Annotated in this window: 11 protein-coding genes; 6 read left to right on the top strand and 5 right to left on the bottom strand. The window is 64.7% G+C overall.

The window, feature by feature from the left end:
• Positions 1–35: 35 nt before the first annotated feature.
• Both F8G81_RS19130 and proC read left to right on the top strand, forming a co-directional pair.
• Complete coding sequence (locus F8G81_RS19130; RefSeq protein ID WP_267276220.1) at positions 36–1,022, top strand: Ppx/GppA phosphatase family protein; 987 nt, start codon at positions 36–38, stop codon at positions 1,020–1,022.
• 287 nt (positions 1,023–1,309) lie between these two features.
• Positions 1,310–2,143 (top strand): pyrroline-5-carboxylate reductase, encoded by an 834-nt coding sequence (gene proC / locus F8G81_RS19125; RefSeq protein ID WP_267276219.1) that lies wholly within the window; start codon positions 1,310–1,312, stop codon positions 2,141–2,143.
• Positions 2,144–2,212: 69 nt separating this feature from the next.
• Here proC and F8G81_RS19120 read toward each other — a convergent pair whose 3' ends face one another.
• Both F8G81_RS19120 and F8G81_RS19115 read right to left on the bottom strand, forming a co-directional pair.
• Entirely contained in the window at positions 2,213–2,899 is a 687-nt protein-coding gene (locus tag F8G81_RS19120; protein WP_267276218.1) for a potassium channel family protein, read from the bottom strand.
• Positions 2,892–4,325: a TrkH family potassium uptake protein gene (locus tag F8G81_RS19115; RefSeq protein ID WP_267276217.1), complete on the bottom strand. Its 1,434-nt coding sequence runs from the start codon at positions 4,323–4,325 to the stop codon at positions 2,892–2,894. Before F8G81_RS19115 ends, F8G81_RS19120 begins: the two co-directional genes overlap by 8 nt.
• Positions 4,326–4,420: 95 nt before the next feature.
• Here F8G81_RS19115 and F8G81_RS19110 point away from each other — a divergent pair, with 95 nt between their 5' ends.
• Both F8G81_RS19110 and F8G81_RS19105 read left to right on the top strand, forming a co-directional pair.
• Positions 4,421–5,632: an acetoin utilization protein AcuC gene (locus tag F8G81_RS19110; RefSeq protein WP_267276216.1), complete on the top strand. Its 1,212-nt coding sequence runs from the start codon at positions 4,421–4,423 to the stop codon at positions 5,630–5,632.
• 89 nt (positions 5,633–5,721) lie between these two features.
• Positions 5,722–6,345, top strand: a complete 624-nt coding sequence (locus tag F8G81_RS19105) for an ArsR/SmtB family transcription factor (RefSeq protein ID WP_267276215.1) — start codon at positions 5,722–5,724, stop codon at positions 6,343–6,345.
• Between the two features lie 35 nt (positions 6,346–6,380).
• Here the strand turns inward: F8G81_RS19105 and F8G81_RS19100 are convergent, their stop codons facing one another.
• Both F8G81_RS19100 and F8G81_RS19095 read right to left on the bottom strand, forming a co-directional pair.
• Positions 6,381–7,619, bottom strand: a complete 1,239-nt coding sequence (locus F8G81_RS19100; RefSeq protein WP_267276214.1) for an IS110 family transposase — start codon at positions 7,617–7,619, stop codon at positions 6,381–6,383.
• 356 nt (positions 7,620–7,975) lie between these two features.
• Positions 7,976–9,313 carry an alpha-hydroxy acid oxidase gene (locus tag F8G81_RS19095; protein WP_323809209.1) on the bottom strand — a complete coding sequence of 446 codons (1,338 nt, stop codon included), beginning with the start codon at positions 9,311–9,313 and terminating at the stop codon, positions 7,976–7,978.
• Positions 9,314–9,394: 81 nt separating this feature from the next.
• Here F8G81_RS19095 and F8G81_RS19090 point away from each other — a divergent pair, with 81 nt between their 5' ends.
• A complete protein-coding gene (locus tag F8G81_RS19090; RefSeq protein ID WP_267276213.1) occupies positions 9,395–10,114 on the top strand; it encodes a FadR/GntR family transcriptional regulator in 720 nt (239 codons plus the stop codon).
• Between the two features lie 59 nt (positions 10,115–10,173).
• Here F8G81_RS19090 and F8G81_RS19085 read toward each other — a convergent pair whose 3' ends face one another.
• The gene (locus tag F8G81_RS19085) at positions 10,174–11,187 is read right to left on the bottom strand and encodes a LacI family DNA-binding transcriptional regulator (protein WP_267276212.1); all 1,014 of its coding nucleotides are present in this window, start codon (positions 11,185–11,187) and stop codon (positions 10,174–10,176) included.
• 364 nt (positions 11,188–11,551) lie between these two features.
• Between F8G81_RS19085 and F8G81_RS19080 the strand changes: the two genes are divergently transcribed.
• Positions 11,552–12,994: a Gfo/Idh/MocA family protein gene (locus F8G81_RS19080; RefSeq protein ID WP_267276211.1), complete on the top strand. Its 1,443-nt coding sequence runs from the start codon at positions 11,552–11,554 to the stop codon at positions 12,992–12,994.
• Positions 12,995–13,018: the final 24 nt, after the last annotated feature.

The raw sequence follows: 13,018 nt of genomic DNA, 5'->3' as shown, positions 1-13,018 counted from the left end.
GTGAGCCGGGGGCCGTACCGGGCAATAATGGCTGCATGCGGCTAGGCGTCCTCGATATCGGGTCCAACACTGTCCACCTTCTCCTGGTGGATGCCCACCCCGGCGCGCGCCCGGTTCCTTTCGCGTCCCACAAGCGGCCACTATCGCTGGTCCAATACCTGGACGACGACGGCAACATCACCGATGCGGGCCAACACGAGCTGACTGAATTCGTCCTGGAGGCCTGGGAGTTCGCGGCCAAGCACAAGGCTGCGGATCTCCTGGCGTTCTGTACGTCGGCCATCCGGGAAGCCACGAATGGCCCCGCCGTGCTGGCACGCGTCAAGCACGAGACCACCGTGACCCTGCAGGAGCTGACAGGAAGCGAAGAGGCGTCCATGACCTTCTTCGCCGTCCGCCGCTGGTACGGCTGGGGTGCCGGCCCCATCCTTAACCTCGATATCGGCGGCGGTTCCTTTGAAATGGCCTTCGGCCAGGACGAGCTTCCGGAAGTGGCCACGTCCGTTCCGCTCGGCGCCAGCCGCCTAACCCGGGACTGGCTGTCCGAGGACCCGCCGTCGGCCAAGAGCGTCAAGGAGCTGCGCCGCTACATCCGCGCCACCCTGAAACCCGCCGTCCGCGAATTCGACGGCCTGGGCCGGGCGAACCTCGTCGGCGGAACATCGAAGACTTTCCGGTCCCTGGCCAGGATCGCGGGGGCAGCCCCCAGTGCGGCCGGGCCGTACGTCAAGCGTGAGCTGAACGCCACCGACTTGGGAGTCTGGGCCCAGCGCATCTCCGCCATGAAATCCGAGGACCGCCTGCACCTGCCGGGCGTCTCCGAAGCCCGCGCCAACCAGCTCCTTGCAGGGGCATTGGTGGCCGAAGCAGCTTTGGAGCTGTTCAAGTTCAAGAAGGTCAAGATCTGTCCGTGGGCGCTGCGTGAAGGGCTGATCCTGCGCCGGCTGGACCAGCTGGTCTTCTCCGGGCCCCTGCATCCGGCCCCGCATGTGATTGCGCCGGAGGGCTCGCTGGCCAGCTGAGGCAGCTGCTGGTCCCCAGGGTGGCCGGTTAACGCGAAAGCGCCGGCGCCCGCAGCAGGAAAATGGGGGGAAAACCTGCTGCAGACTGCCGGCGCCTCGGGCAAACATCCCCATGCTTGCCGCATCACTCGCACCCTCAATGAGGTAATAACTACATTAGGTGCCCAACGTGGGAGCAACCTGCAATGAACATGGGAGCCGGCTGTGAATCGCCGAATGCCAGTTCCGGCGTCGTCCGTTCACTTTCAGTTTGGTCAGCGCAGCGCCTGAACTGCCATGATGGAACCATGAGTAACCGAATCGCATTCCTTGGCTGTGGATCCATGAACGAAGCTATCCTGACCGGCCTGGTGGAAGGTGGAGTGGACCCTGCCGACATCGTGGCCACCGTTCGAAGGGCGGAGCGGGCGGCCGAACTGGCGCAGCGCCACCATGGCATCACCGCCATCGCCAGCGAGGAGGAACCCGAAAACAACAGGCAGGCGGCCAAGGGTTCAGGGGTGGTCATCCTGGGCGTCAAACCGGCAGGCATAGCTGACCTGGCCCGGGAGATCAGCGGCTCGCTGTCGCCGGATGCCATCGTCATCAGCGTGGCCGCAGCGGTTTCGCTGGAGCAGCTGGAAGCCGCCCTGCCACCCGGTCAGCCGGTAATCCGTACCATGCCCAACACTCCGGCAAAACTCGGCCGTGGTGTGGTCTCCGTATCGCCTGGCAGCAACTGCACCCCTGAACAGCTGCAGAAGGCCAAGGACATCCTCAAACCGGCAGGCACTGTGGTGGAGGTGCCTGAGGAACAGGTGGATGCGCTGTCGGCAATCAGCGGCTCGGGGCCGGCCTACGCGTTCTACCTGGCCGAGGCCATGGCAGCCGCCGGCGTTGAGCTGGGCCTTGACCGGGAACTGTCGCTTCTCCTCGCCCGGGAAACTGTGGCGGGGGCGGGCTTTATGCTGGCCGAGCCGGGTGCGGACCCGTCGGCGCTGCGAAAGTCGGTGACCAGCCCCAACGGCACCACCGAACGCGCCATCGCCACGTTTGATGAGCAGGGGATTCCCTCGATCATCGCTGCGGGCGCCCGCGCTGCCGCCGACCGTGCTGCCGAGATCACGCGCCAGCTGGGCTAGTCCCCAACCGCACCCTGACCTCGCAAGCTCGGCCAGGGAACCCTGCGGTCGTGGGCCCACCCGAACCGCTTAGGGGCGGGCGGCGAACCGTTCCAGCAGGTCAACGTGGCCGGACACAATCAGCATGTCGCGTGACGAGACCTTGGTTTCCGGACGCGCATAGGTGAAGTCCTCACCGGGTGACTTAACGCCGACGATTGTCACTCCGTATTTGGAGCGGACCTTGGATTCGTCCAGCGTGAAACCTACTGTTTCACGCGGCGGGTACATTTTGACGATCGCGAAGTCGTCGTCGAACTCGATGAAGTCCAGCATGCGGCCGGACACCAGGTGCGCCGCCCGGACCCCGGCGTCGGCCTCAGGGTAGATCACATGGTTGGCGCCGATCCTGGTCAGGATCTTGCCGTGCGACGGCGTGATCGCCTTGACCCACAGGTGCTCGATGCCCAGATCCACCAGGTTTACGGTGATCAGCACTGAGGACTCGATGGACGTGCCCACTCCCACCACCGCCGAGGTAAATTCCTGGGCGCCGAGCTGGCGCAGCGCATCGATGTTGGTGGCGTCCGCCTCCACCACGTGTGTCAGCAGCGGCGCCCACTTCTGCACCAGCGTCCGGTCGCGTTCGATGGCGAGCACTTCCCGGCCCTGCTTGACGAGCTGTTCAGCCGTGGAGGAGCCAAAGCGGCCCAGCCCGATCACCAGGACCGGCGCATTGTGGGCGGGGCGGTTGGGGATGCCTGAGGAATTAGCCAATGATGGGCCTCTCTTCCGGGTAGTGGTACAGCTGGCTACGCTGTCGCAACGCCAGCGCAGCTGCAAGGGTAACGGTGCCCACGCGGCCGGCGAACATCAAGGCAGTAAGGACGTAAACGCCCGTCGGCGGGAGCTCGGCACTGAGGTTTGTGCTGAGCCCCACGGTGGCGAAGGCTGAAATGGTTTCGAACAGCACCCGGTCCAGCGACGCGCCACTGATCTGAAGAAGCAGGAAGGCGGAGACGGAAACAAGGGTGGCGCCGGCCACGATCACGGAGATGGCCACGCGCATGGTGCCCTGCGGAATGGTCCGGCCGTAGACCTGGACGTCGGAATCGCCGCGGGCCTCGGCAACAATGGCCAGGAACATCACGGCAATGGTGGTGACCTTGATGCCGCCCGCGGTGGAGGCCGAGCCGCCGCCCGCGAACATCAGGGCGTCCGTGAGCAGCATGGTGGTGGATTCCATGTGGTTCTGGTCAACGAGGTTGAACCCGCCTGACCTTGTCATGACTGAGGCAAAGAGGGAGTGTGTGATCTTGTCGCCCAGGTTCATGGGGCCGATGGTCCGTGCGTTGTCCCACTCCATCAGCGCCCAGAGGACTGTTCCTGCGGCCAGCAGGATGAAGGAGACCTGGATGGTCAGTTTGGTGTGCAGGTTCCACTTTTTCCAGTTCAGCCCGTTCTGCTGCAGTACCATCACCACGGGGAAGCCCAGGCTGCCCAGGAACACACCCAGCATCAGCGGAACCAGGATCCAGAGATCTGTCTCGTAGGGGACGATGCCGTCTGAATGGGGAGTAAAACCGGCGTTGTTAAAGGCGGAGATCGCGTAGAAAATGCCGTGCCAGACGGACTGCCAGAAGGGCTCGCCCAAGGTCATGAACCGCGGGATCAGGGCCAGCGCCAGGATCCCCTCGATGACCACGGACGTGGTGATGACGATCCGGAGCAGCGTACCCACCTCGCCGAGGCGGCCCGCGTTGTTCATGGCTTCCTGGGCGATGAGCTTGCCGCGGACGCCAAGCCTCTTGCTCACCATCAGGGCCAGCAGGGACGCCAGCGTCAAAGTGCCCAGGCCGCCGACGAAGATGCCCACCAGGATGACCAGCTGGCCGAAGAAGGACCAGTGGACCGCCGTCGAGACCACTGTCAGGCCGGTGACGCATACGGCGGAAGCGGCCGTGAACATTGCCTGGTGCAGGGGTGTTGCCTCGCCGCTGGCAGCAGAAACGGGCAGGGAAAGCAGGAGGGTGAACACCAGGATGACCACGCCGAACACACTCAGGGCAAGCCGGGCCGGCGAAGTATTGGCAATATCGTCGATGAAGTCGCGCAGCCGCGTAAAGATCCAGAGGCCTTCCCGCTCTTGGGCGGCAGGGTGCCAGCTGGCCGGGCTCCGGGGCCTCGACTGGCGTTCCGTCATGTGTGTGGCTTTTCCTCGGTAGAAACTGTTTCCTTCAGTAGTAAACCACTAATGGCCGGGCCAGAGGGGCGGCGGGCTCGGGTAGCCTGTGATTGATGACATTCCTGCCCGGTCTCAGCCAGCCCGCACCACCAACGACGGTGGTGTGGAACTCGTCCATGACCGCGTACAACTTCGGCCCGGGACACCCGATGGCGCCGGAGCGGATGGATCTTACAGCGCGGCTTGCCCGGAGCCTGGGGCTGCTGGACCTTGACCACGTCTCCGTTGCCGCGCCGGACATAGCGTCCGACGCCGAACTGGAGACCGTGCATTCTCCGGATTTCGTGGCGGCGGTACACCGGGTCAGCGAGGATCCCTATTTCGCCGACGAAGCCCGGGGTTTGGGGACCGAGGATGATCCGGCCTTTGCCGGCATGCACGAGGCCGCTGCAAGGCTGGCCGGCGGTTCCCTGCTCGCCGCCTCCGCCATCCTGGACGGCTCGGCCCTCCGTGCCGTGAACTTTGGCGGTGGCCTCCACCATGCCGCCCGCGACCGGGCCAGCGGCTTCTGCATCTACAACGATTCCGCGCTTGCCGTCCGCAGGCTGCTCGACGGCGGCATTCGCCGCGTTGTCTATATCGACGTCGACGCGCACCACGGGGACGGGACGGAAAGCATCTTCTGGGATGACCCGCGGGTGCTCACCATTTCGCTGCACGAAAGCGGGCTCACGTTGTTTCCGGGAACCGGCTTCGCCGATGAGGTCGGTGGCCCGCAGGCTGAGGGCACTGCCGTGAATGTTGCGCTGCCGTCGGGGACGGCGGACGCCGGCTGGCTGCGCGCCTTTCATGCTGTGGTGCCGCAACTGGTTGGTGCGTTCAAGCCTGAAGTGATCGTCAGCCAGCACGGTTGCGACTCGCACCGCCTGGACCCCCTGGCCCACTTGAACGTGAGCGTTGACGGGCAGCGCGAGGCCGCCACTGCCATCGCCGCCCTTGCTGCCCGGCACTGCGGGAACCGGTGGATTGCCACCGGCGGAGGTGGCTACAACGTGCTGGATGTGGTGCCACGGTCCTGGAGCCATCTCATCGCGATCGCAGCTGGCCGCCCTATTCCGCTGGGGAGCAGCGTGCCAGAGGACTGGCGCAGCTACGTCCAGGACAAGTTCGGCACGGCAGCTCCAGGGCTCATGGGCGATGACGTGGAACTCTGGTGGCGCTCCTGGGAAGTGGGGTTCGATCCCAACGACGCCGTGGACAGGACGGTCATGGCTACGCGGAAAGCAGTCTTTCCGCTCCACGGACTGGACCCCTGGTTCGACTGAGCCGGATGCAACTACACACTGCTTTGGAAGTGCGTCAGCAGGCGAAATAGTTGATGCCTTTCGGCGTATATGTCGCTAGGGTGGGAGGCATGGTGACAGACGACGTATTTGCCGTCATTGCGGAAGCAACCCGGCGTGACATCCTGGTATCCCTTCGTTCAGGGGACAAGGCGGTGGGGGAGTTGGTAGAAGAACTGTCAGCCAGTCAGCCCACCATTTCGAAGCACCTCAAGGTTCTCCGTGAAGCGCAGCTTGTCACCATGCGCGCGCAGGGCCAGAAGCGTTATTACGCGCTGAACTCCAAGCCGCTGGAGACCGTGGCCAGCTGGCTGGGGACGTTCGACGTCGGGCCTTCCGCCGCAGTAAACAGGTCGCCGGAGCTGGAGGGAATCCAAGTCGCCCCGGCCGAGGTCACTCCGGCCCAGGGAACGCCAACCCAGGGGACGCCAACGCAGAACCGCGATGGTGAGTTGGTGGCCGCTACTGCCTTGGCGGCAGGGTCTGTTGCTCCCGGGGCCGTGCCTGCCGGCGCTGGCGCGCGCGGAGGCGCGGAGTTGAGTCCCGCCGTCGTCATTCCCGGTGGTACCACCGCTCCGTTGAGTGACGACACGGTCCCGCAGCAGATCGGCCGCACTGTGGGCCGTGCCGCCACCAAGGCCGCGGACCTGCTGGCCAACCTCCCCAACCTCCCGAAGTTCGGCCGCAAGAAGTAGCCCCTCAGCCCAACTAATACGAAAGTGGAGGTGGGTTAGGCTGCGGTGGCCGGGGTGATGGTGACGTTGTAGCCGAGGCTGTTGAGTTGTTTGATGGCGTTGTTCTTGGCCCGGGATGGGTTGAGTCTGGTGTAGTGGTCGGCGCCGGGGTCGGTGTAGCACTCGCCGTTGGTGAGCATGTGCCAGGTTGCGGTGAGGATGGAGTGCTCGACGGCGACGAGGGCTTTGTTGCGCCCGCTGCGGGCGGTGATGCGGTGGTATTTCGCGGCGAGGTAAGTGTTCTTCGAGTGCGCTGCTGACATGGCGGCGGTGCCTAGGGCTCCCTTGAGGTATTTGTTGCCGGGCAGGATGTGGGCTGATTTGATCCGGCCGGCGGATTCGTTGGCGCTGGGGCAGACGCCGGTCCAGGACGCGAGCCTACCGGGGGTTTCAAAGACTGTCATGTCTCCGCCTGTTTCGGCGATGATTACCTCGGCGACGCGTTGGGAGACTCCGGGGATGGTGGCCAGGGCTTCCCTGGCGTCACGAAAGGGCTCCATCGCCTCCTCGATCCGTGAAGTAAGTGCCTGGATGGTTCGGGTATGGGCATCGATCTGGTCCAGGTGAAGCCTCGCCATGAACGCATGGTGGGGTTTGAACCTGCCGGTGAGTGCATCAACGAGAGCCGGGATTTTTGAGCGCATCGTTCCACGGGCCATGCCGGCCAGGACTTCCGGGTTCCGCTCTCCGTTGATGAGGGCTTCGAGCATGTCCCTGGAAGAGACCCCGGTCAGGTCAGAGACCACCGAGGAGAGCTTGATCCCGGAGCTCTCCAGGAACTTCTCCAGGCGCTGGATTTCCCGGGCGCGGTCCCGGGTCGCGAGGGCACGGGCCCGGGTGAGGTCCCGCAGTTCACGGATCGGTTCTGGTGGTACGAAGGAGGCGCGCAGCAGCCCATGCGCTGCCAGTTGCGCCAGCCAGGCAGCGTCTGAGACATCGGTTTTACGGCCGGGGATATTCCGGGCAGCTTTGGCATTGACGAGCATCACCGGCAGCGTCTCCTCGAGCAGATAGAAGAAGGGTTTCCAGTAATCACTGGTCGCTTCCATCACGACGGTAGTGACGTGCTCGTGTTCCAGGAACTCGCGCAGCTCCAGGATCGATTGCGTCGTCGCACCCCAGGTCGTGACCTTTGACGTGTACGTCCCGGCCCGGGCTCCGGGCACCCGAACGCAGACCTTCGCGTCCCGTTTGGAGATATCCATCCCCGCAGCGCGTTCATGCACGATGTCCATTCCGGCTTCCCTCCAACACTGCTAGACGGCTATGACAGTGTCAGTCTCGGGGAGGACAGGGAAATCATTCAGGAATCTAATACCCGTGCTTCAAAGCAACAATCCACGGTTCCCGTGGAAGCCCTCCACACCACGCTGACTCACGGACTCAGGGCACCAAGTTGGGTCGGCGTTGACCGAGACGGACACCACCATGATCACCCCACCAGCCCAGTCAGGACCAGAGTCTGGGCGGGCCGAACGCATACTTTCCCTATCCCACGGCGCGCCAGCGACGCTCATCCGCTGACTCGCAGTTAACGCTCCCAAAACGGGTTTTCACAGCGTTAATTGCGAGTCACTTGGGCGGGCGGACCTTACTTGTTGAGCAGCCGCACGTGGTCCGGCGTGAGCTCGGAGATCCTGCTGACCCCCAGCAGCGCCATGGTGCGGGCCATGTCCTTCTCCAGGATCTGGATGGCGCGGTCCACCCCTGCCCGGCCGCCCGCCATCAGGCCGTAGAGGTAGGCGCGGCCGATCAGCGTGAAGTCGGCGCCCAGGGCCAGGGCAGCCACGATGTCCGCGCCGCTCATGATGCCCGTATCAAGCATGATGGCTGCGTCCGTGTTGTCCTTGGTGAAGGCCTGCTTGACCTCGGGGAGCAGGTGGAACGGGATGGGTGCCCGGTCCAGCTGGCGTCCGCCGTGGTTGGAGAGGATCACGCCGTCGGCGCCGTGGTCCACCACCCTGCGGGCATCCTCGACGGTCTGGATGCCCTTGACCACCAGCTTGCCCTTCCAGGTCTCGCGCAGCCAGTCGAGGTCCTCGAACGTGAGGGTGGGATCGAACATTGAGTTGATGAGGTCGGCCACGGTGCCGGTGTAGCGGGACAGCGAGGCGAACGTCAGCGGCTCGTGCGTGAGGAAGTTGAACCACCAGGCCGGGCGGTAGGACGCATCCAGCACCGTCTTGATGGTGAGCGCCGGCGGGATGGTCATGCCGTTGCGGACGTCCCGGAGGCGGGCTCCGGCCACAGCGGTGTCCACGGTCACCATCAGGGTGTCGTTCCCGGCCTTGGCGGCGCGATCGATCAGTTCCAGCGAGCGGTCGCGGTCTGTCCAGAGGTAGAGCTGGAACCAGTTGCGGCCGCCGGGAGCGGCGGCAGCCACGTCCTCGATTGAGGCCGTGCCCATCGTGGAAAGCGTGTAGGGAATGCCTGCGGCCTCGGCAGCCTGTGAACCGGCGTACTCGCCCTCCGACTGCATCATGCGGGTGAACCCGGTGGGGGCGATTCCCACCGGCAGCCGGGAGGACTTTCCCAGGATTTCAGTGCTCAGGTCGATGCTCGATACGTTGCGCAGGATGCCGGGCCGGAACTCGATGTCCAGGAAAGCTTCGCGGGCGCGCCGCAGCGTGATCTCGCCTTCTGCGGCGCCGTCGGTGTAATCGAAAGGCGCCTGCGGGGTGCGGCGCTTGGCGATGTCCCGGAGATCCCAGATGGTGCTGGCGCGCTTGAGCCTGGCTTCCTTGCTGAACTCAGGCTTTTTGAATTGCATGAGGGGGGCAAGGTCGGAGTACTTGGGGAGGCGGCGCTTGAGGGCGGCGGGCAGAGGAGCCGCCGCTGCGGGGAGGGGCCGTGTTCCGACGGCGGGAACGTCCGTGGCGTCCGGCGCCGGAGTGGTCTCGGGGTTGTTCGGCTGGATCGTATGGGTCATGGCTTCCTTCATGGGCCGGACTGCTGTGGTCTAACCACACTGTAAGCCATGTGGTCCAACCACATCAACTAGGATGGCCCTATGCGCACCCACCAACTTGTCCTGCACTGGATCGAGAGGCAGCTCTCCGAGGGCCGGCTGACCGTGGGCGGCCGCCTTCCCGCCGAGCGCACGCTGGCCGAACAGCTGCAGGTTTCCCGGACCTCGGTGCGGGAGGCCATCCGGATACTGGAGGCCATGGGCGTAGTCCGCGCGGGCGTGGGCTCGGGACCGGAAGCGGGAACGGTGGTGATCTCAGATCCGACGGCGGCCCTCGGCTCCGCTCTGCGCCTGCACGTGGCCACGCAGCATCTTCCGGTGTCTGACATTGTGGAAACCCGGGTGTTGCTGGAGTCCTGGGCGGCCGAACGGGCGAAGCCAGATGCCCCCGAACTGGATACCGCAGCCAGCCTCCTGGACGAGATGGACGCCGTCGGATCAGCTGCCAGGGCAGGGGCTGCGAAAACGGGCTCGCCTGTTGATGACTTTCTCGCGCTGGATGTCAGGTTCCACCTGGCCCTTGCCGATGCCGCCGGAAATGCAGTGGTGAGCGCCATGATGGGATCGCTGCGGGAGTCGATCCAGGGCTACGCCGCAGAGCTCACGTCCAATCTCCCCGACTGGGACGCCACTGCCACGCGCCTCCGGGCCGAGCACCGGGAGATCCTTGCCGCCATCCGGAACGGCGACGGCGAGCGGGGGGCCAAGCTGGTGGCCGCGCACATCGAGGGCTACTACCGCGAAGCAGGGGTTCAGCACTAGGCGCGTGAACTGTCACCGCACAGCCACGTTGCACTGCCACCTCGCAAGGCTGGGAGCAGTCAGCCCTTCGCCGGTCCGCTGCTGGCCCTGACCTCCAGGCGCGGCTGGTACCTGCTGCCGGGTGCGTCGTTGTCTTCCTTCCGGATCAGTGCCCGCAGCTGGTGCCACGCCTGTTGGCCAAGCTCCGTGATGGGCACAGCCGCCGTGGTGAGGGCGGGGGTGGTGTACCTGGCGAAGGGAATGTCATCGAAGCCCGTGACGGAAATATCGCCGGGTACGTCCACTCCGCGTTCGTGAAGCCCGCTCATCAGGCCCATGGCGACGAGGTCATTGAAGGCCAGGATGCCCGTGGCGCCACTGTCCAGCACAGCATCCACGGCACCGTGGCCTGTGTCGAAGTCCGAGCCGCCTTCGAGCATCCTGACGTCCACGTGCGGATGGGCAGCCTTGAACGCTTCCAGGCCCTGGAGGCGCATGGCATTGGAGGCGCTGCGTGCCGGGCCGGCCAGGAACGCCAGGCGTGTGTGGCCGAGCTCTGCCAGATGCTCAGCAAGGTCCTGGACGCCCTGGCCGTAATCCACCACCAGGCTGGGTACGTTGGGGGCCGTGGTGGTCCTGTTGATCAGGACCAGCGGATGCAGTGAGGGGGCTATCTCCTCCAGTTCGGCATCGCTCATGCGGGGAGCGCACAGCACCAGGCCGTCACAACGCCGTCGGGCTTCGCCGGCGAGGATGGATTCTTCGCTGGACACTTCGAAGGAGTCGGCAATCAGGACGCGGTAGCCGTCCTGTGCCGCGGCCCGGCTTAGTCCACGGAGAATGGCCTGGAAGGTGGGGTTGGCGAGGTCGGGGACCACAATGCCGATGGTGTCCGTTTTGCCCAGTGCCAGGCTTCGGCCCACCGGGTTGGGCTGGTACTTCAGCTCCGCCGCGGCTGCCCGGACCCGGGCAGCGATCTCAGGATCCACGGTGAAATTGCCGTTCATTACCCGCGAAACAGTGGCATGCGAGACGCCGGCCCTGATGGCAACGTCCGCGATGCCGATCCTGCCCGTTGCCGATTTCCTGACCATGGCCTGCCTTTCGTAAGTCCCCGGGACCGAATCGCCTTGGCGGGCGTGAGGGCCGGAGACCAGCGGTTCGTGAGTGAAAGCATATAACGCGACTAGAAACCGATTTCCATCCATAGTGCGTCAACATCGGATCATCTGCGAGGTGGCCGTGCCAACCACCTTGACGCCAGAGCTGGAAAACGGTTTCTCTCAAGGGGGATAATGGTTGACGGGACCGTGCATCTCTTGATACAAATCTAATAACCAACTGAGAAAACGGTTTCTGAGCAGGTCGACCCTCCTGGATGAACCATCCAACCTCAGTCACTCCATCGAACAACGGCCGGCAACCGCCGGGCACCGAAGCTTTTCGAAAGGGACCCCCATGGTCAACACAGCCGAGTCGACGTCCGCCACAGCGGCTTCGGGCTCTGAAACCCTCAAGGGTGCAGCGGGAACCCAGGCAGGGCAGTCCAAGGCGCGCATTGCCCTGATCGGCACCGGCGGCCGTTCGGAAATGTACATCCGGGCAATTTTTGGCAAGCACGCGGACACCGCCGAGCTGGTGGCGTTCTCTGACGTCAACCCCGGACGGGTGCAGTTCTACCAGAAGCTGATCCAGGAACTAGGGGCCGCCGGACCAGTTGCCGCCTTTGATCCCGCAGATCTCACCGCCTTCGTCCAATCCAATAACATCGACCGCGTCGTGGTGACGACGCCTGACTACACCCACGCCGACTACATCGTGGAGGCGCTCAACGCAGGCGCCGACGTCGTCGTTGAAAAGCCCCTCACCATCGACGCCGAGGGCTGCCGCCGCATCACCAAAGCAGTGCACGAGACAGGCCGCAACGTTGTGGTCACCTTCAACTACCGCTATTCGCCGCGCAACAGTGCCCTCAAGGAGATCATCCAGAGCGGTGTGATCGGCAAGGTCACCTCCATCGACTTCAGCTGGGTCCTGGACACGGTTCATGGTGCGGACTACTTCCGCCGCTGGCACCGGGAAAAGAAGAACTCCGGCGGCCTGCTGATCCACAAGGCGTCCCACCACTTCGACCTCGTCAACTGGTGGATCGATGACGTCCCCGAGCGCGTCTTCGCCTCTGGAGGGCTCAAGTTCTACGGCGACAGGAACGCGGCCGAACGCGGGCTTGGTCCCCGCCCGGAACGCGGCACACCGGATGCCGCGGCGCCTGCGACTGCCGAGAAGGACCCCTTCACCTTGGACCTGCGTGAGGATGAGCGGCTCAAGGCGCTTTTCCTGGACAACGAGCACTACGACGGCTACCGCCGCGACCAGGACGTCTTCACCGGCGGCATCACCATCGAGGACAACCTGGCCCTGGTGGTGGAGTACCAGGGTGGTCCGCGCCTGAGCTACTCGCTGAACGCCCACAGCCCCTGGGAGGGTTACCGGGTGGCGGTTAATGGGACCGAAGGCCGTGCGGAACTCGAAGTGGTGGAACGAGCCGCAGTCACCTCCAGTACTGACAAAAAGACGGTGGTGGACCCCAGCGCAACCCCCATCGAGGAGGACGACGCCATCCGCCGCAACGGCGAACGCCTGGTGGTCCAGCGCCACTGGGAAGCGGCTTATGAGGTGCCGATCGTCAACGGTGAAGGCGGCCACGGAGGCGGCGACGAGCTCCTGCTTTCGGACCTCTTCAACGGACCGGGCGAGGACCCGCTGGGACGTCCCTCGGGCTACCTGGACGGGCTTCGTTCCGTCTCTGTGGGCATCGCCGGGAACCGCTCCCTCGAATCGTCACTTCCCGTCCGCATTGAAGACCTGGACCTCGGCGTTGACCTCCGCCGGGGTGCTTAGTCCGGCGCCTCAAACCTAAAGGAA

The organism is Arthrobacter sp. CDRTa11 (assembly GCF_026427775.1).
Classification (GTDB): domain Bacteria; phylum Actinomycetota; class Actinomycetes; order Actinomycetales; family Micrococcaceae; genus Arthrobacter.
This window is presented reverse-complemented; position numbering and strand designations above follow the sequence as displayed.